An 18,276-nucleotide genomic window follows, 5' to 3' on the forward strand; every position below is an offset into this window, starting at 1 on the left:
CCGCCCGTTCAGCCCGCCGCATCGAGGGCGGCGCGTGTCATGAGGCTGGCCAGGGCCGAGCGGGACGGTATCGCGCTCTTGCGGTAGACGGCGGACAGATGCGTCTCGACCGTACGGCGGCTGAGATGCAGCCGGGCCGCGATGGCCTGGTTGCTCAGTCCCTCCGCCACCAGCTCGGCGATCTCGAATTCACGGGTGGTCAGCTCGCCCAGCTCCGGGGGAATCACCGGGGTGTCCGCGACGACCCGCGGACGTGTCAACTCGGCCAGATCCGTCAGCAGACGCGCGCCGCCGCCCGCGGCGATCCGGTGGGCCCGGTGCCACATCACGGCCGCGCGGGCGCCCTGTCCGGAGCGCTTCACCAAGGGAGCGGCGCGCAGCAGGGAGTACGCCTCCCACAGGGGCTGTCCGCAGCGGGCGTACTCCTGCGTGGCCGTGTCCAGGAGGCGGACGGCTTCTTCCGTGTCGCCGCGGTGCTCGGCCAGCGCGGCCCGGGCCCGGAGTGCGGCCGCGCGCTGGCCGCCCAGGCCCAGGCGGTCCGCCTCTTTTCCGGCCTGCGTGGCCCAGCGTCCGGCCTGGTCGAGGTCACCGGCCGCCAGGGCCGCGTTGACGAGCGTGTCCAGCTGCCCCGGACGGATGGACGGTTGGAGCAATGGCAGTTCACGGCCTCCGCCGGCGGTCGTGATGGCCTGCTGGGCGCGGTGCGGATCGCCGCTGACGAACGCCGCGTGGCCGAGCATGCACCAGGCCAGGGCCGACCACCAGCCCTTGCTGCTGCCCGCGGCCGCGACGGCCTCCTCGCCGGCCGCGAGCGCGTCGCCGTCTCCCAACGGCCGTATCAGAAGCAGGATCAGCGTCTTGAAGGCGAGTGTGAACGCCAGGAGGTCACTGCTGCCGAGTGTGCGGGCGATCGCCTCCGCCTCCTCGGCCGACTCCAGCGCGGCCGGTAGCCGGCAGGTGTTGAGGTACACGAAGGCTCTGTTCGACAACAGGTGGGGCAGGACGTGGAGTTGACCGCCACGGCGGGCGATCTCCAGGCCGCGGGCCATGTGCCGCTCCGCGTCGGCGTACCGCTCGATGAGGGTTTCCGCCCAGGCCAGCCAGACCAGTGCCTCGCTCAGATCCGTCAGGTCGGGGTCCGTCAGCCCGTCGGTGAGCCCGCGGGCGGTGTCGGCGAACCGGGCTGCCGCCTCGGTCTCCCCCTCGTAGGCCTCCCCCAGCGACGCCAGTGCCAGGGCCGCCGCCTCGCCCACGGGGTCGCCGTGGGAGCGCGCGACGGCGAGGGCCCGTGCGACGTCGGCACGCACCTCGGGATAGGACGCGGTCAGCAGGGCGGTCATGCCCAGGGCCAGGCCCAGCGAGACAGCCTGGCCGGGTGGCGGCCCCGGCCGACGCGACAGCTCCCGGCGCAGCAGGGCGGTGGCCTCCGGTGAGTGCCCGAGGTGCCGTTCCATCACGGCGCACTGGGCGATGGCCTCCGCGCGCAGGTCGGGGTGGTCCTCCCCCGCTGTGGCGATGACGGTGTGCAGCAGGTCCCGGCTCTCCCGGAGGTTCCCGCCGACGCCGAGCGCCCGGGCGCGTGCCAGGACGAGTTCGCCGCGCCGCCGCGCGTGCTCGGGTGTGTCCGGCATGAGTCCGAGCACGACGTCCAGCAGACGGGCGGCCGTGGCGGGCGCGGTGGGCGCGAGGTGGGCGGCGGCTTCGCTCAGTACGGCCGCCGCGTCCGGGTCCCAGCCGGTGAGCGACTTCTCGACGTGGTGGGCACGCTCGGCCGCCGAGGTCCCGCGCCTGGCCAGTTCGTGTGCGGCACGGCGGTGCACCTCCGCGCGTCGCGGCGCCGGGGTGTTCTCGTAGACCAGCGCCCGCATCAGGGGGTGGCGCAGCACCCACCGGCCGTCCGCGCCCAGGCGCAGCAGGTCGCGCCGGGCCAGGGCGCCGGTGTGGTCCTCGACGTCCCGCTCCGGCGTCTCGGTCGACACGGTCAGCATCGCCGAGGTGGCGTGGTCGCCGAGCGCGGCGACCGCTTCGACCATGCGGCGCTGCGGCCCGGTCAGCGCGGTCAGTTCGTCCAGGAGCAGTGATGCCAGCCCGCTCGGCACCCCGAGCGGGTCGGTGGCGCGGGGGTGGTCGGTAACGCCGTGCAGCGGGGTCCCGTTGCGGTACGCCTGGAGGAGGGAGAGCAGATAGAGGGGGTTGCCCTCGCTGGCGGCGTACAGCTTCCTGGCCTGGTCCGGGGGGAGGTCGGGGGCGAGCGCCCGGATGGACTCCTGTTCGGGCAGCGGTTCCAACGGCACGTGGAGCACGGCGTCGTTGTCCGCGCCCCGGGTGAGGGCGGCGGTCAGCGGTGTCGGTGTCTGACGGCTCCGGCGTGCCACGACCAGGAGCACCCGGCCGCGCGGGGGGTGCCGGACGAGGTAGTCCACGAGTTCCCTGGACTCCGGGTCCGCCCAGTGCAGATCGTCGACGGCCAGCACCAGACCGCCCGCGCCGAGGCGCGTGAGCAGCGCGGCGATCGTGCGGTGCAGACCGAAGCGGTTGCGGATGTTCTCGCCCGGCGCGCCGCCCGAGGTACCGGCCCAGGCGTTCCAGACGCCGTGCAGCACCGCGTACGCCTCGGCCAGGACGGCATGGTCGGCCGGTGTCCCGGGGGCGGCGTCGGCGAAGGCATCGGTGAACGCCTGGAACGGGATGTGCTGCTCGTACTCCGTGGCTCTGCCGCGCAGCACGGTGAACCCGGCCTGCCGCGCCCGGGCGCACACCTCCCCCAGCAACCGGCTCTTGCCGATGCCGGGTTCTCCGGCGATGTCGACGGCTGTCGGCGCCCCGGGCTGCCCGAGGCCGTCGATCACGGCGTCGAGACGGGCCAGTTCCGAGGTCCTGCCGACCAGTTGTGCCACGTTCGCATCCCCCACGGCATCGTGCGCGCCCTGTGCGTCGATCTCTGTCTTCGGCCCAACCCTAAGGTCGGGCACTGACAACGCACGGGCGGTGACTACGTAGTTCCACGGATGTGAACGGCGCCGGCTTCTGCCACCATCGTCCTCCGCCGCCTTGCCGCTCCTCGCCTGTCCGCGCGGGAGTCCGCGGCACGGCGCAGAAGGAGGACAACCCCATGACGGTACGGCCACCGGGTCCGGGCGACACCCCGCTCTCCGATCTGTCGGAGGACGACGACACGGACCTCGCGTGGGTCTCGGTCAGGCCCGACAACGGGACGATCAAGGGCCCGCTCCTCAAGGGTGCGCCCCTCATCCTCATCGGCGCCCTGCGCATGGGCCTGATGATGGCCAAGGGGCGCGGCACCTCGGCGGGATCGGGTGGAGCGGGTCTGGTGATCGGGGTGTTGGCGTTCGCCGTCCCGCTGCTGTGGATCGGCGCGCTGAGCGGCCTGCGCTGGGCGAACGCCGGCATCCGGCTGGAGGACGGCGTTCTGACGGTACGGAACCTGTGGAACCGTCGGGTCCTCGACGTACCGGTGTCCTCCCTCACGGGGCTGCACACGGTGCGGCTGCCGCTGGACGGTGTGCACACCGGCCGGATCCTCATCACCTCGAAGACCGGCAAGCCCCTCGTGATCGACACCCGGCTGTGGGACCCGGAGGGGCTCAAGGAGTTGTGGGAGCGGCTGGGGTTGGCCTTCAAGGACCACGGTCGTCTGGACTGGTCCCAGCTGTACCAGCGTTTCCCCGGGGTGCGCATGCCGTGGCGTCAGGTCCACTACGTCGTGTTCACACTGCTCATCGTGATCGGAGCCATCGCGTACATCGCCCTGATCGTGAACCTGCCCTTCCTCGTGTGATCCGGGCGGCCGTCCGACCGTCCGGGGCGGCGCGGGCTCAACGGCCCGTCCGTATCAGGCCCGTCAGGTAGCGCCAGAGCGACGAGCGGCGCTGGACGGCCTGGTCCGCCGCCACCGTCCCGGACACGTCGGGCGTGTCGGGGATGTCGGGAGTGTCGGACTCCGGGCCCGCGACCCCCTCCTGTCCTTCCCGCGCCAACGGGGCGACCGGCGAGGCGAGTTCGTACCGTACGGGCAGCGATCGCAGGCCGCGCATGAACGGGGAGGAGCGCCAGGGCAGTTGGTCCACCGGGAGCGCGAGTTCCAGGTGGGAGAAGCGCTCGAACAAGCGGCTCACCCCCGCCGCCGCGACCGTCGACGCCAGCTCGCGTGCCGGGCACTGGCGTCGGCCCGCGCCCCACGCGAGGTGCGCCCGGCTGCTGATCGTCGTGTCGGCCACCGCGTGGTCGGCGAAGACGGGATCGGCGTGCGCGGCGGCGGAGGACACCCAGACCGGATCGCCTTCGCGGATCGTGTAGTTGCCGAGCGGAGTGTCCTTGGCCGCGAACCTCGGTACGAAGTTCACCAGCGGCGGTTTGCGCATGACGACCCGGTTCATGGTCTCCCTGACCATCCCGGCGGACAGACTTGCCCGTGCGCTGCCCTCTCCCGCGATGACCTCGACCACGGTGTTCGAGATCAGGATGCCGACGTGGTCGGACGTCATGCCGAGCAGCATGAACAGCTCACGGGCGAGCGCGTCGAGGGTGAGGTCGGGGTGGGCGGCCAGCAGGTAGGAGGGGAAGTCGTCGCCCGGCCGCGTCCGCTTGGCCGCCGCCAGCTCCACCAGGGTCTCCAGCAGGCGTTCCAGGGCGGGTTCCGCGTCCGGCCCCGCGTCGAGGACCCGCCACATGTCCATCAGCGCGTCGTCGCCCTGTGAGCCGGGGAAGCCGAGCAGATGGCTTGCCACCATGAGCGGCAGCGGTCGCGCGAACTGCGCCGACAGGTCGGCCACGCCCGTGCCGCCGCCCTGTCCCAACAGGGTGATCAGCTCGTCGGCATGGGCGGTGACGGCCGCTTTCAGCCGCTTGGTCTGCGGATGGCGCGGATCCTGGAAGGGCTTGAGCGCCGCGTCCCACGCCGTCCGCAGCGGCTGGTAGCCGGGACCGCCCTGGATCAGCACGTGGTTCACCTCGAGGGAAGGGCCGAGCGGCCAGTCGGCGGGAACCCTGCCCTCCGACCGGGCCCGCCAGTTCTCCAGCCCCTTGGGCCACGCGTCGTCGTCCTGGAGGACCTGAAGCGACTCGCGGTACCCCAGCACCAACCACGCCGGTACGCCCAGCAGATCGACCGGCGCGACCGGGCCGTGCCGCTGCCTCAGCCGCTCGTAGACGAGCGCGGGGCGCGTCTCGTAGTCCCGGGTCAGCAGCGGCTGCGCGGTCATCGCCTCCAACCGCGTGTCGTCCACGTCCATGGATCCGCCGTCCCCCATGTGGGATTCCACCGTTCGCAGCCCTTCGACGCTCCCCGCCACCGGTTCGTAGCCCTTCAGCGGCTACGAACCGGTGCCAGACCCTACCCCAGGCCGCACGAACGGGCCGCCGCGGGGCGCCCGTTGGTTCAGGCCGTGGTTCAGGCCGTGACCTGCGCTGGTTTGCCCGGAGTGCGCAGGACCGGGTCGGTGCGCAGACGCAGGAAGGCGAGACCGAGGGCGACGGCCTGCAGCGCGGCGCACACCGCGATGACGTAGTCGAGGGCCCACGGCGAGGTGAGGGCGACCACGATGCCCGCGAGCGGGAAGGGCAGCAGCAGAAGCAGGATGGTCAGGGAGAGGGTGCTGCCGAAGACCGCGGCCGGGATGAGCAGGGAGCGCAACGTGCGCAGGACGACGGTCAGGCCGCCGTCGCCCGCCATGAACAGCGCCATGAGGACGACGTACGCGGTGTACGTGGGCGCGTGGGCCAGGGCGAGACAGGCTGCGGACGCGACGGTGGAGCACACCACGCCGACTCCCCACAGGCCCAGCCGGTTGAGCGCGAAGCGGCAGACGGTGACCGTCAGGAGCGTGGAGGCCGCGGCTGCCGACCAGAGGGTGCCGACGGCCGCGGGGGAAAGACCGAAGCGCTCGACGACGATGATCGGGCTGGCGGACTGGAGCAGCCCGAGCGCGAGGTTGGAGACGGTCAGGCCGCCCACCAGCCAGCCGAGCGCGGGCAGCGAACGCAGCGTCCGCCAGCCCGTCTTGAGGCCCGCTCCCCGCTGTATGGTGCCGGGCTGGGAGCCGCGAAGAGGGGTCGGCGGGGTCTGCAGGGCGAGGGCCGCCGCCAGGCACGACAGCACGCTCAGAACGGCGAGCATCTGGGTCGGCCCCGCCAGCAGCAGGACGCCGCCGAGCGCGGGTCCGGTGAGCGTCGCCGTCTGGTCGATGCCGATCAGGACGGCCTGAACCTTGTGCGCCTGGGTGTCCGCACGGCGGCTCACGATCGCGCCCACGGCTTCGTTGGCGATGAAGCTGAACTGCGTCAGGGTGCCCGTAGCGGCGGCCAGCGCCATCACGACCAGTGTCTGCGCCGTCCCCCGTTCCAGCATCGTCAGCGCGACGCTCCCGCCGGCCACGAGGACAGCGCGCGCCGAGGAGGCGAGGAAGAACACGATGGCGGCTCCGCGCCGGTCGACCAGGTCACCGGCGAGGCCGAAGGCCGCCACCCGCGGTATCCATTCCAGCGCGAAGGCCAGCCCGGTCAGCGAGGCGGATTCGGTCGTGGCCAGCACCAGGAGCGGCATGGCGTACGTCGACATGGAGAAGGCGAGTGCGTCGAAGGCCCGCGGTGCGTAGACCCGGCGGAGCAGGCTGCCGGGAGGTACGGCGGCATGCCGACCGGCCGGCCGGCCCTCGTACAGTTGAATGGTCACGGAGTATGGGGGGCTTTCACTCAGCTGTGATGGGGAACGCCCGGCGGGCTCGAAGGACCCTCAGGCGGGCAGGTGCACGACATTCATCGAGCCGGAGAGCCACCCGCCGTCCACGGCGTGACGCCACGGCGGCGGTCCGTTCGAACCGGCGGCACCTACGGGGTGGTGCGGACCGCCTCGGCACCAGGACCGGAGGAGACCTCTCCACCGGGACCGGCGGAGAGAGGACTGCTCGTCCATGCCATGGCGCGATGTCGGGTCACACGAACTCCGCTCGGAACGAGGGCGAGTCGGGAAACGGGCATGCGGGATGAATCGACACGACCGAGACCGGGGAAGGGCATCGACGCAGGCCTTGTTTAGGCATCAACATCTGTGCAGCCACAAGGTAGCCGATACTTTCGGATCACCCGAAAGCGTAATCAGCCAAAGTCACCGACCTGCGGCTGAATATGACATCAGCAACCGCGGGGCCGTGCAAGAGGTGCGCCGGATCCCGCCGGACCGTCGTACGGGACGGTGCGCGGAACGGACGCGTCGGGCGGTGGGATCCAGGGCGTCAAGAGGGGGCACCCGGGGCCGTGTTCGCGACCGCCCCGGCGGCCTCGTCCACGGCACGTGAGGGGATCGCGACGAGGCCTCCCGTGGCGAACTGACGGAAGAGGACCCGAACGGTGAAATCGCGTATGCCGGTTTGCGGTGTCCACCTCCTGGCCACACGGTGAAGACAGGCATGTCGCCGCACCCCACTCGTCGGCGGCCTCGAGGAAAGCGACTGTGATGATGAAGGGCAACGCCAGAACGAAGCAGCTCAGGGGCAAGATGAGGGAGACCCTCGGCAAAGCCCTGGGCGACAAGTCCATGCAGAGGGCGGGCCGCGGTGAACAGCTGCGCGGAAAGGCCCAGGAGATGACCGAAAAGGCCGTGGGCCAGATCCGCCATCGGACCAAGCACTGAGGAGGACGGCCCGGGCGTCCCGGATACGGTCGTCGGCGCCCCGGGCAGGGTCTTCAGCGCCCCGGGGCGCGGTCCTCGGCGTCGCCCCTCCGGCGGATGTGACGGTGCCGCTCGGTCCGCTCACGTGACGAACCGTGTTACGGCCCGCCGACTCCATCGCGGTGGTCGGCGCCCTGCGGGGTCAGTGGCCCGGGATCGATGCCGGCGACGGCCCCTTCCTCTCGGTGGCGTGCGCGACCACGCCACCGAGGAGGGTGCGCGACGCGCCGGAAGCTCCGCCCGGGTCGGGCCGGAACCCCGCAACGGAGGGCGCGCAGGACCATGACTCTTCAGCATCCCGCCGACCGCGGCGGTGCCGGACGCGGCAGGTTCGAACGATTCGCGGAGTCGGTGTCGACGGTGACCAGTTCACCGGCCTTCTTCGTCCTCTGTCTCGCGCTGGTTTCCTTCACTGTCGCCGTGCACATCGCCGGAATCGCGACGGAGTGGCTCCTTCTCGCCGGAGACTCCATGACGGCGGTGACGTTGCTGCTCCTGGCGCTGCTCAAGAATTCGGAACTCCGGGCCGAGCGAGCGATTCAGCGCAAGTTGGACGCCATCGCCGCCGCTCTGCTCGAAGCACAGGAAGGTGAACCCGGAAAGGCGCACGAGAACCTCAGGGACGTGATCCGGATGGAGGAGGAGATCTGAGGGTCCGAGGGGGTGACTCGTTCCCCGGACGGGCCTACGCGTGGGGCGGGCCTACGCGTGCGTCAGCCGGAGCCGTAGATCGATCTCCTGGTCGCCGGAGGCGGACCCGGACACCTCGACGCCGAAGGCGGACGTGAGGGTCTGCCGCAGCCGGTCGACCGCCACAGGACCTCCTTGGAGCTCCACGGCGACGGAACCGTCCAGGGAAAGGTCGGACGGCAGCGCGGCGTCGCGCACGTCCCGCCCGACGAGGAAGGCTCCGGTCCAGGTGTCGGACCGCGCGGTGCTGTCGTGCCGTGGCATGTCGTCACCACTCTCCTCGGCGAAGCGTGTACCCAGGACGCGCAACACGGTGTCCGCGTCCGCGACGGAGCAGGCGTCCAGGACGACCTGCACCAGCTCAGGGGAAGAGGCCGACCGATCGGCCGGGTCGGGGGATGACGAGGTGTTGTGCGCGGTGTCGCTGTGGTGCGCCGTGCTGTTCATGGTGTCCTCTCACGTCTCCTGGTCGGGCCCGGCACCGGCGGAGCCGGAGCCGAACCGCGTGCGGGTCGCGTTGTCGTCAGAGTTCGCGCAGGGCGGGCAGCAGCGTCTTCTCGGCCCAGGCGATGAACGGGAGTTGCTGGTCGCCGCCCACCTGCACCAGGGCGATCTCGGTGAAGCCCGCCTCCACGTAGGGCCGGACCGCCTCCGTGAAGGTGTCGACGTCGTCGCCGCACGGGATGGCTCCCGCGGTGTCCTCCGGGGTGACGTACCGGGTGGCGCCCTCGAAGCCCGAGGGGCCCGGCAGTTCGGCGTTGACGGGCCAGCCGCCGAGAGCCCAGCGGAACTGTTCGTGCGCACGGGCGACCGCGGCCTCCCGGTCCGGGTCGTAGCAGACGGGCAGCTGGCCGACGCGCGGTTTGCCCCGGCCGCCACTTCGGTCGAAGGCCTCGATGAGTTCCGGCTCGGGCTCGGTGGCGATGACGAGGTCCGCGAGCCGGCCGGCCAGGGAACAGGATCGCTTGCCGGATACGGCCACCCCGATCGGGGGCGGTTCGTCCGGCACGTCCCACAGCCGGGCGTTCGCCACCTCGAAGTGCGTGCCATGGTGATGCACGTTGCCGCCCCCGAAGAGTTCGCGGATGATCTCCACGGCTTCTTCGAGCATCTCCAGACGGGTCTGCAGAGAGGGCCAACCACCGCCCACCACATGCTCGTTGAGGTTCTCGCCCGAGCCGAGCCCGAGCCGGAACCGTCCCTCCGAGAGCAGTTGCAGGGTCGCCGCCTTCTGCGCGACGACGGCGGGGTGATAGCGGGTCGTCGGGCAGGTCACGTACGTCATGAGCGGTATCCGCGCCGTCGCCTGGGCGGCGGCGCCGAGCACACTCCACGCGTAGGGGGCGTGCCCCTGCGACTCCAGCCAGGGGAAATAGTGGTCGGACGTGACGGAGAAGTCGAAACCGGCCCGCTCCGCCTCAACCACGTGTTCGACGAGGTCGCGGGGGCCGGCCTGCTCGGTCATCATCGTGTAGCCGATTTGAACCATATTCTCCGCATTACCCGTCAGCATGATCCGAAACATCCGACCGCCACCTCAGGTAGCGGGTCGGCGCCGACCAGAGGGGCGCGCCACACCGACGTCCGGCTCCCCCACGTCTCAAGCACGCCGGGCGCCGGACAGCATTCGTCCGGCGGTTTCCTTGTCATCCCGGAAGACCACGACCACGCCGTCGACGAGTGGCCGGACCTCTGCCAGCAGGTCGGCGGCCAGGCGCGCCCCCGTCTCCCGGGCCCGCTCCCCGGCGGTGTCGAGTGCGGTGAGCGTGTCCTGCGGGATGTGCGCGCCCGGTACCTCGTAGGCCATGCGCTCGGCCTCGACGAAGCCGCTCAGCACGGACACGGCGACGAGTACCGGCACCCGGTCGCCGCCGGGGCCCCAGGCAGGCACGGTCCCGCGGTCTCGAACACCGGCCGGGTGACGAGGAAGCGGGCCCCGGCAGAGATCGTGGCGCGGGTCGTCGCGATCCCGGCGTCGAGGTCCTCGGCGCCGGGGTCACAGCGGGCGCCGATGTGGAACGACGACTCGCGGCGTGGGCAGACCGTTGCGGTCCCGGCCCGCGTCGAGCCGCGCGAGGGGTTCGACGAGCCCGAGGGAGTCGATCTCCCACATGCCGTCGGCGCCCGGGTGGTCATCGCGCGGCGGCGGACTTCCCGTCTCGCACACGACGTCGCCCGCAGGACCGGCGGCTCGACCACGACACCGCGCCGACCCGGCCGTCCCACGCGTACGGCGAGACGGCCGCGGCCGACATCCCGCCGGTACCGCGGGGCCCGACGGCCCGGCCGGAGGCGGTCCGAGGCGGTCGTCCGGGAGAAGACCGCCCACACCAGGTATCGCGCCGGTGCTCCCGAAATTCCGCTTCCAGGCCCTCGTGACGGGAGATCGCGTCTGCTAGCGTCTCAGCTAGAACGTTCTAGTTGAGCCTGTGCCGGATCGGGATCAGCGGTTCCTGCCGCCGCCAGGAGCCGCCGCCGCCCCGGGACACACACCGCACCAACCCACGTTCGCCGTGGCCCGGAGGGACACCGGAGCCATGGATGGCTGGAGGACATCCCATGGACCGCCTGCTCCTCATGCGCAGCTTCGTCACCGTCGCCCAGGTCGGAAGTTTCAGCGGAGCCGCCAAGGCGTTGAGCTCCTCGGGGTCACTCGTCTCCCGCCATGTCGCGGAGCTGGAACGCCAGATCGGCGTCCGCCTCGTGAACCGCACGGCCCGCTCGGTCACCCTCACCGAACCGGGCCTGCGCTACGCCGAGTTCGCCACCCGCATCCTGGAGGAGATCAGGGCGGAGGAATCCGGCATCGCCCACCGGCACGACCGGGCGGAAGGGGCCCTCAACATCGTCTGCCCCAAGTGGATAGGCAGCCTCGATCTGGGTGACGCCATCGCGGCCTTCTCCACCGCCCATCCGAAGATCCTCGTACGTTTCGAACTGGGCGGGCTCTCCGACCGGACCTACGATTTCCTCGACAGTGGATTCGATGTCGCCTTCCACACACGGGACTTGCGGGATTCCAGCGTCCGCCTCAAGAAAATCGCCTCTCTTCCCTTTGTCCTGTGCGCGTCGAAGAAATACATCGACCGGCACGATCCCCTCTCCCATCCGAACGACCTGACCGCGCACGATTGCCTGGTGCACGTCAACGACCCGGTCTGGCGCATGGGATACGGACACAGCTCCAATCTCCACAAGATCCGCAACGTGGCCTTCTCCTCGAATTCCTACATAGCCCTCCAGAAGGCGGCCGTGCAGGGCCGCGGAATCGCCCTGCTGCCGCAGCGCTCGGCGTACGACGACCTCATGTCCGGGGCGCTGGAGACCCTGCTGCCGGAGGTGGCGGTCCCGGACCGCCCGCTCTACGCGATCTACGGTCCCGGGCAGACCGCTCCCCGGAAAATCACCGTGTTCCTGGAATTCCTGACGCGATGGTTCGCGGCGAACCCCATTCCTGCGATCCAGAGGTGAATCGCGCCGCGTGACCCACCTCTACGCCGCTCATGGGAACGGCGTTCACCCGGGGACGCCCGGACGCCTGACCGACTACTTCCGCAAGCCGGGCGAACTCGGCTGGGGCTTCCGTCGCGGTGTCCCGGGCCGCGACTTCCTCGGTCGCGAGGCGCCGGCCGCGGACGCCACGAGCGGTGCCGCCACACGGGAGTCGGTGGGCCTGCTGTGGAACAAGCACGACGTCACCGGCATCCTCACCTCGCTCCTGGACGACGAAGTGGCCCCCGAACAGATGGAGCCGCCCCGGCGGCGCGGCCTCGGCTTCGACCAGGTCCTGCTGTCCGGCTCCCAGGTGGGAGTGTCCACCGGCCGGACGCTCAGCCCGTGCCTGCGCGCCACGATCTCACTGTGCGTCATCGATCCCGCGTACGCCGCCCCCGGCACGGAGGTCACAGTCCTCCGGGGCAGGCCGGGAACGTCCCAGCGGGAGATCCGGGCGACCGTGGCCGCGCTGCCTCTCAAGCCGGACCACCGTCGGAGCGACGTCAGCAACCTGTGAGGTCCGGGGAGTGACGCCCCCGCCACCGCCCCGACGTGAGCGCGGACAGGGCCGGGTCAGGCCGAGTCGCGGACGAGCACCCGTCCCGGGGACCGGGTGATGCCGGCCGTGTCGAGGCCGAGGGCGGTACGTGCGGCCTGTCGTCCGTGGGCTTCGGCGTCGATGTGGACGGTGGTGAGTGCGGGGGTGATCAGGGCGCCGTACTCGGTGTCGTCGAAGCCGATCACGGCGATGTCGTCAGGCACGGTGAGACCGAGGTCGTGCAGGGCGGTCAGGGTGCGCAGGGCGACGTCGTCGTCGAAGGCCGCGACGGCCGTCACCGACTCGTGCGCCGCGCGGAACGCCTCAACAGCCGTGGTACCGGCCGCTCTTGGCCTCGGCACCACGAAGGGTGTGATCGCCGGCAGTCCCAGCGCGTCCGCGGTCTCACGGACGAAGCGCATGCGCACCTCGGTGAGCGGCGAGTCGCTGTCCGGCAGCGCCATGGCGATGTCCGTGTGGCCGCGCTCGGCGAGGTAGCGGATCTGCAGGGCGGCATGCCCGGCGAAGCCGTTCTTCCAGTCCTCGGCGTCGGGCTCGTGGCCGCTCAGATAGGCCTCGGCGAACCGGAGTACGGCGCGCGGGGTGATCGTGTCGAGGACTTGTTGCATCGAGTGCGGCGCGGAATGCCCGTGCCGGACGAGCAGGACGTGGTCGTGGGCGGCGAGTTCGTCGTCGAGGCCCCGGATGTAACTGCGCGAGTAGTTGCCTTCGAGACCCCAGTCGATGTCGAGGACGACGATCCGGGACGATCCCTCGCGCAGCGCCCGCGCGATGCCGTGCGGCACATAGCCGAGTTCGCGGGCGGCCTGCCGCACGCGCTCGCGAGTGGCCGGCGAGATCGTCTGGTTCGGGTCGTCGTTGAGTACGAAGCTCACGGTCGCCCGCGAGACGCCGCTCGCCGCGGCGACGTCGTTCAACGTCACCCGCCCCGAACCAGCCATCACCGCACTCCCGCTCGTCGTACCGCGCCGCCATCGACACCGCCGTCGACTCCTGCCCTGCAGCGCAGCCTAATCCAGCCGGGCCACGTTCGTTCCGAAAGATCATTGCACGACTCTCGCCAACGCCGGATCCGCTCTGTTACGGTCCCGCTAGATCGATTTAGCAGACACGTCTGCCCGCGGAACTAGAACGATCTAGTGCAGAGCTGCGGCACTACCGGTCCGATGTGGCAAGTCAGTCGACCGGGCAGACGGCGACGAGAGGAGCCGTATGGCATCCCCCAGTCTTCAGGACGGCATCGACCGGGCCGGTTCGCCCGTCAAGCTGCTGTGGAAGCCGAACGCCGCGCCCTGGACCCCCGAGGTCGTCGAGCGCGAGTACACCGGCTGGCGCGAGGAACAGGCCGCGTGGCACGAGGGCGTTGCGCTTCTCAACCTCTCGCACCACATGTACGACATGTTCATCGAGGGACCCGACGCCACCCGTCTGCTCGCGGACCTGGGCGCGAACAACTTCGAGAACTTCGCCGTGGGTCAGGCCAAGCAGTACATACCCGTGACCCGGGACGGGAACATCGTCACGGACGGCATCCTGTCCCGCGACGCGGAGAACACGTACACGCTCAGCGGCATCCCCACCGCCCAGCACTGGGTCCAGTACCACGGGGAACAGGGCGGCTACGACGTCACCTACGTCACCGACCCGTCGTCGGCGTTCCGCGAGAGCGGTGACCCGAAGCTGTTCCGCTATCAGATCCAGGGACCGCTGGCGAGCGAACTCGTGGAGCGCGCGTTCGGCGGCCCGCTGCCGCCGACCAAGTTCTTCCACTCCTCCCCCGTCACCCTGGACGGAATGGGCTTCCGCGCCCTGCGCCACGGCATGGCGGGGCAGGCCGGTTACGAGTTCATCGGCGCGTGGGAGCACGCCGAGGCGGTGAAGGAGGCGCTGCTGCGGGCGGGTGAGCCCTTCGGGCTGGTCCAGGTGGGCGCGCTCGCGTACGCCACACCCAGCGTGGAGAGCGGCTGGGTGCCGTCGCCGGTACCCGGCATCTACAGCGACCCGGAGCTGCTCGCGTACCGCAGGCACATCGCCCTGTACGGCATCGAGGGCCAACGGCCCCTGGGCGGCAGCTTCTTCTCGGAGAACATCGAGGACTACTACTGCTCCCCGTACGAACTCGGCTACGGCAAGATGATCTCGTTCAACCACGACTTCATCGGCCGTGACGCCCTGCGCAAGGCCAAGGACGAGGTCCTGCGCAAGAAGGTCACGCTGGTCTTCGACACCGACGACGTGCGCAAGGTCCTCGGGGACGACCCCGGATTCGTGCTCAGCTACTCCCGGCACCGGGTGGAGTCGGGCTCCGGGCTCGTCGGCATCACCTTCCAGAGCGCGAGCATCGATCCGGTGGGCACCGTCCTGTCGCTGACCCTGATCGACCAGCGGTACGCGGAGCCGGGCACCGAAGTGTCGGTGGTGTGGGGCGAGCACCCCGGACCGGGGACGGCCCCGGACGCGGACCTCGGACTCCCCCGCATCCGCGCCACGGTCCAGCCCGCGCCCTTCAACCAGCACGCGCGCACGCTGTACCGGCGCAACGCCTGACCTCAGCGGCGTTGCCACCGGGCCGGGTTGTGGGACCGGGTGGTCCCGTCGGCGGTCACCTCCGCGACCCCGACGGGACGGCACGCGCGAGCAGCTCGGCATCAGAAGGGCAGCCCCCGTGGCCCCTACCGCGGCCACAACGGCCGGGGCCCGACCCGGAAAGCGAGGGGGACGGGGCACGACGAACGGCGTCGGCGGGGCCAGGGCCTGTCGTTTGGATGGATCAGGCCTGGGCCGCGGGGGTCCGGCACGCACATCTGCACTGATCAAGCACCGTCTCCTGAAACGACCTGACCCAAACGACCCTCAAACTGCCACCGCTGTCGTCGAGTTCACGGCCCGTCAAGTACGACGATCCGGGACGAGCCCGCGCGCAGCGCCCGCGCGACGCCGCTCGCCGCGGCGACTTCGTTCGACGCCACCCGCCCCGAACCAGCCTTCACCGCGCTTCCGCTCCCTCTCGGCCGACGCTCGTCGTACGAAATGCTCCCGCCCTATTGCTAGAACGATTTAGCTACCTGCTACGCTTCGTCACTAGATCGATTTAGTGTACGTGATGGCGTGATCCACCGCCTGAAACAGGGGGAGTCGACTCCCCCTGCGGCACTGTCGCGCGCCCCCACCCGCGCACCTCCCGGAGAACCCATGCGACACGGAAAACGATGTGAACAAGGAGCACCATGGATTCCGTCTCCACGGCAGCGGCGTCGGCCGTCGCCCCTTTGCTGGATGACTTCTCTCTCGAGATGACGGGCAAGGACGTCCCGAAGCTCGAGGAGGCCCGCGGCACCATCCCTCGGGGCACGCGGATCAATGTGACCTTCCTCGGCAACGAGGACCTCGACATGCGACTGGCCGCCGCGCGTGCGGTCAAACGGCTGGGCTTCGTCCCCGTACCGCACATATCGGCCCGTCGGCTGCCCTCGCGGGCTGCGCTGGAGGAGTTCCTCGCCGCGTTGGAGGCGGACGGCCTCGCCGACAACGTCTTCGTCGTGGGCGGCGACCCCGCCGAGCCGCACGGCCCGTACGACGACGCACTGGCCCTGATCCGGTCCGGACTGCTGCAGAAACACGGCGTGCGGCACGTCGGGGTGAGCGGCTACCCCGAGGGACACCCCGCGATCGCGGATCCGGTGCTCTGGTCGGCGATGGAGCACAAGAGCGCCGCCCTTGAGGAGCACGGGCTGCCCGGCGCCGTCATCACCCAGTTCGGATTCGACGTCGACGCCGTCCTGGCCTGGGTCGAGGCGGTACGGGCCCGGGGCATCGACCTGCCCGTCCGGATCGGTGTGCCCGGGCCCGCGGGGATCAGACGGCTGATGACCTACGCGGCCCGCTTCGGCGTCGGCACGAGTACGTCCATCGCCAAGAAGTACGGCTTCTCGCTCACCAACCTCATGGGCACCGCCGGACCCGACCGCTTCATCCGGGCACTGGCCAAGGACTACGACGCACGCCGGCACGGCGAACTCAAGCTGCACTTCTACACATTCGGCGGCCTGAAGACCACCTCCGAGTGGGTCGCCGACTTCCGCGACAAGGAGAACTGACGTGACGCTCACCCAGGACGCGCCCGCGCGCACCCCGGCACGCCCCGCACCACGCCTCGCTGATCGTCAAGGGCAAGGACCGCACCGGTATCGTCGCCGCCGTCGGCGCGGTGCTCAGCAGCCACGGCGCGAACATCGTCTCGCTCGACCAGTACTCCGACAATCCGCAGGGTGGCGCGTTCTTCCAGCGGACGGTCTTCAGCCTGGACAACCTCAAGGCGGCGCTGCCCGCGATCGAGAGCGAGCTGAAGGCGCGGCTCGCCGAGGAGTTCGAGCTTCGGTTCACGCTGCGGGACATGTCCGTGCCGAAGCGGGTCGCGATCTTCGCCTCGAAGTCGGACCACTGTCTGCTCGACCTGCTCTGGCGGCAGCGGCGGGGTCAACTCCCCATCAGAGTGTCCATGGTGATCTCCAACCACCCCGACACCGCCGAGGAGGTCCGCGGCTTCGGGATCCCCTTCTTCCACGTGCCGTCGACGGGTCCCGACAAGTCCGCCGCCGAGGCCGAACACCTGCGGCTGCTGCGGGGCAACGTCGACTTCATCGTGCTCGCCCGCTACATGCAGATCCTGTCGGGGGACTTCATCGCCCAGGTGGGCGTGCCGATCATCAACATCCACCACTCGTTCCTGCCCGCCTTCATCGGCGCCGGCCCCTACGCCAAAGCGAAGGAGCGGGGCGTGAAACTCGTCGGCGCGACCGCCCACTACGTGACCGAGGACCTGGACGAGGGCCCGATCATCGAGCAGGACGTCGTCCGGGTGACGCACGCCGAGAACGCCGCCGACCTCCAGCGCCGGGGCGCGGACGTCGAACGGGCCGTCCTGTCCCGGGCGGTGGAGTGGCACAGCCAGGACCGCGTGATCCGCGACGGCAACCACACGATCGTCTTCGCCTGACCGATGCACCGGTTTCCATCGGTCTCCACCAGTTTTCACCGCAGAGGGTTCCCACACCAGAAGGTGATGTCACTGCCATGACGACGACAATCGACGGCAAGAAGATCGCCCGGGACATCCGGTCACGGGTCGCCGAGGAGGTCGCCTCCCGCGTCGCCGCCGGCGCGGGCGTGCCGGGCCTGGCGACGATCCTCGTCGGTGACGACCCGGCCAGCGCCGTGTACGTCGCCAACAAACGGCGCGCGATCCACGAGGCGGGGATGCGCGACTTCCACCGGACGTTGTCGCAGCGGGCCACGCAGGAGGAGGTCGCCGCCGTCATCGACGAACTGGCCGCCGACCCCGAGGTGTCGGGCATCCTGCTGCAACTGCCCCTGCCCGAGGGGCTCGACTCCGCCGCGCTGATCAACCGTATCCCCGTCGGCAAGGACGTGGACGGACTGACCACGGCGAGCGCCGGTCTGCTGGCCCGCGGGGAGTTCGGCCTGCGACCCTGCACCCCCAGCGGTGTCGTCGAACTGCTCGACGCGGAGGGCGTCACCATCAAGGGCGCCCACGCCGTCGTGGTCGGACGCTCCGAACTCGTCGGGCGGCCCATGGCCCAGCTGCTCCTGCAACGGGACGCGACCGTCACGATCGCCCACCGGTACACGACGGACCTCGCGGCCGTGACCCGGCCGGCCGACATCGTCGTGGTCGCCACCGGGGTGCCCGGGCTCATCGGCCCCGAGCACATCGAGCCGGGGGCGTCGGTGATCCACGTCGGCATCCACCAGACCGACCCCGGTCTCACCGGTGGCGTCCGCCCGGGGGGGGTGGACGGGATCGCCGCTCCACTCCCTCCCGTGC

The 18,276-nt window shown here is 70.6% G+C and carries 17 protein-coding genes; 9 read left to right on the forward strand and 8 right to left on the reverse strand.

The annotated features are described in order from the left end of the window. Nucleotides 1-8: 8 nt before the first annotated feature. Nucleotides 9-2,897 carry an AAA family ATPase gene (locus KVT44_RS26345; protein ID WP_308314117.1) on the reverse strand — a complete coding sequence of 963 codons (2,889 nt, stop codon included), beginning with the start codon at nucleotides 2,895-2,897 and terminating at the stop codon, nucleotides 9-11. Between the two features lie 215 nt (nucleotides 2,898-3,112). Between KVT44_RS26345 and KVT44_RS26350 the strand changes: the two genes are divergently transcribed. After that, the gene (locus KVT44_RS26350) at nucleotides 3,113-3,799 is read left to right on the forward strand and encodes a hypothetical protein (protein WP_217569085.1); all 687 of its coding nucleotides are present in this window, start codon (nucleotides 3,113-3,115) and stop codon (nucleotides 3,797-3,799) included. 37 nt (nucleotides 3,800-3,836) lie between these two features. Here the strand turns inward: KVT44_RS26350 and KVT44_RS26355 are convergent, their stop codons facing one another. Next, the gene (locus tag KVT44_RS26355) at nucleotides 3,837-5,270 is read right to left on the reverse strand and encodes a cytochrome P450 (protein ID WP_217569087.1); all 1,434 of its coding nucleotides are present in this window, start codon (nucleotides 5,268-5,270) and stop codon (nucleotides 3,837-3,839) included. 140 nt (nucleotides 5,271-5,410) lie between these two features. Beyond that, a complete protein-coding gene (locus KVT44_RS26360) occupies nucleotides 5,411-6,691 on the reverse strand; it encodes an MFS transporter (RefSeq protein ID WP_217569089.1) in 1,281 nt (426 codons plus the stop codon). Nucleotides 6,692-7,471: 780 nt separating this feature from the next. On the opposite strand from KVT44_RS26360, the gene KVT44_RS26365 reads away from it, so the two are divergent. Next, nucleotides 7,472-7,648, forward strand: a complete 177-nt coding sequence (locus KVT44_RS26365; protein WP_099924787.1) for a CsbD family protein — start codon at nucleotides 7,472-7,474, stop codon at nucleotides 7,646-7,648. Nucleotides 7,649-7,969: 321 nt separating this feature from the next. Further along, on the forward strand, nucleotides 7,970-8,338 hold the full coding sequence (locus KVT44_RS26370; RefSeq protein ID WP_217569091.1) for a low affinity iron permease family protein: 369 nt from the start codon (nucleotides 7,970-7,972) through the stop codon (nucleotides 8,336-8,338). 51 nt (nucleotides 8,339-8,389) lie between these two features. Here the strand turns inward: KVT44_RS26370 and KVT44_RS26375 are convergent, their stop codons facing one another. The 4 genes from KVT44_RS26375 to KVT44_RS26390 all read right to left on the reverse strand — a co-directional run bounded on the left by KVT44_RS26375 (nucleotide 8,390) and on the right by KVT44_RS26390 (nucleotide 10,544). Then, entirely contained in the window at nucleotides 8,390-8,824 is a 435-nt protein-coding gene (locus KVT44_RS26375; protein ID WP_217569093.1) for a hypothetical protein, read from the reverse strand. A 76-nt stretch (nucleotides 8,825-8,900) separates the two neighbouring features. Beyond that, nucleotides 8,901-9,866: an LLM class F420-dependent oxidoreductase gene (locus tag KVT44_RS26380; protein WP_217569095.1), complete on the reverse strand. Its 966-nt coding sequence runs from the start codon at nucleotides 9,864-9,866 to the stop codon at nucleotides 8,901-8,903. A 111-nt stretch (nucleotides 9,867-9,977) separates the two neighbouring features. After that, nucleotides 9,978-10,268, reverse strand: coding sequence for a hypothetical protein (locus KVT44_RS26385; RefSeq protein WP_217569096.1), 291 nt, complete (start codon nucleotides 10,266-10,268; stop codon nucleotides 9,978-9,980). A gap of 105 nt (nucleotides 10,269-10,373) precedes the next feature. Then, on the reverse strand, nucleotides 10,374-10,544 hold the full coding sequence (locus KVT44_RS26390; RefSeq protein ID WP_217569098.1) for a hypothetical protein: 171 nt from the start codon (nucleotides 10,542-10,544) through the stop codon (nucleotides 10,374-10,376). Nucleotides 10,545-10,936: 392 nt separating this feature from the next. Between KVT44_RS26390 and KVT44_RS26395 the strand changes: the two genes are divergently transcribed. Then, nucleotides 10,937-11,848, forward strand: coding sequence for a LysR family transcriptional regulator (locus KVT44_RS26395; protein ID WP_190171735.1), 912 nt, complete (start codon nucleotides 10,937-10,939; stop codon nucleotides 11,846-11,848). A 10-nt stretch (nucleotides 11,849-11,858) separates the two neighbouring features. Beyond that, nucleotides 11,859-12,389 carry a glycine cleavage T C-terminal barrel domain-containing protein gene (locus KVT44_RS26400; RefSeq protein WP_217569100.1) on the forward strand — a complete coding sequence of 177 codons (531 nt, stop codon included), beginning with the start codon at nucleotides 11,859-11,861 and terminating at the stop codon, nucleotides 12,387-12,389. Nucleotides 12,390-12,445: 56 nt separating this feature from the next. Here KVT44_RS26400 and KVT44_RS26405 read toward each other — a convergent pair whose 3' ends face one another. Next, entirely contained in the window at nucleotides 12,446-13,372 is a 927-nt protein-coding gene (locus tag KVT44_RS26405; RefSeq protein WP_099924781.1) for a LacI family DNA-binding transcriptional regulator, read from the reverse strand. Between the two features lie 271 nt (nucleotides 13,373-13,643). On the opposite strand from KVT44_RS26405, the gene KVT44_RS26410 reads away from it, so the two are divergent. The 4 genes from KVT44_RS26410 to KVT44_RS26425 form a co-directional block, all read left to right on the forward strand. Continuing rightward, a complete protein-coding gene (locus tag KVT44_RS26410; protein WP_217569102.1) occupies nucleotides 13,644-14,978 on the forward strand; it encodes an aminomethyl transferase family protein in 1,335 nt (444 codons plus the stop codon). 680 nt (nucleotides 14,979-15,658) lie between these two features. Continuing rightward, nucleotides 15,659-16,528 (forward strand): methylenetetrahydrofolate reductase, encoded by an 870-nt coding sequence (locus tag KVT44_RS26415; protein ID WP_099924779.1) that lies wholly within the window; start codon nucleotides 15,659-15,661, stop codon nucleotides 16,526-16,528. A 59-nt stretch (nucleotides 16,529-16,587) separates the two neighbouring features. Beyond that, the gene (gene purU / locus KVT44_RS26420; protein WP_217569143.1) at nucleotides 16,588-17,427 is read left to right on the forward strand and encodes a formyltetrahydrofolate deformylase; all 840 of its coding nucleotides are present in this window, start codon (nucleotides 16,588-16,590) and stop codon (nucleotides 17,425-17,427) included. 77 nt (nucleotides 17,428-17,504) lie between these two features. Beyond that, a partial coding sequence (locus KVT44_RS26425; protein ID WP_217569104.1) for a bifunctional 5,10-methylenetetrahydrofolate dehydrogenase/5,10-methenyltetrahydrofolate cyclohydrolase occupies nucleotides 17,505-18,276 on the forward strand: 772 nt, incomplete at its 3' end.

This window comes from Streptomyces sp. GbtcB7, from assembly GCF_019091445.1.
Taxonomy (GTDB): domain Bacteria; phylum Actinomycetota; class Actinomycetes; order Streptomycetales; family Streptomycetaceae; genus Streptomyces; species Streptomyces mirabilis.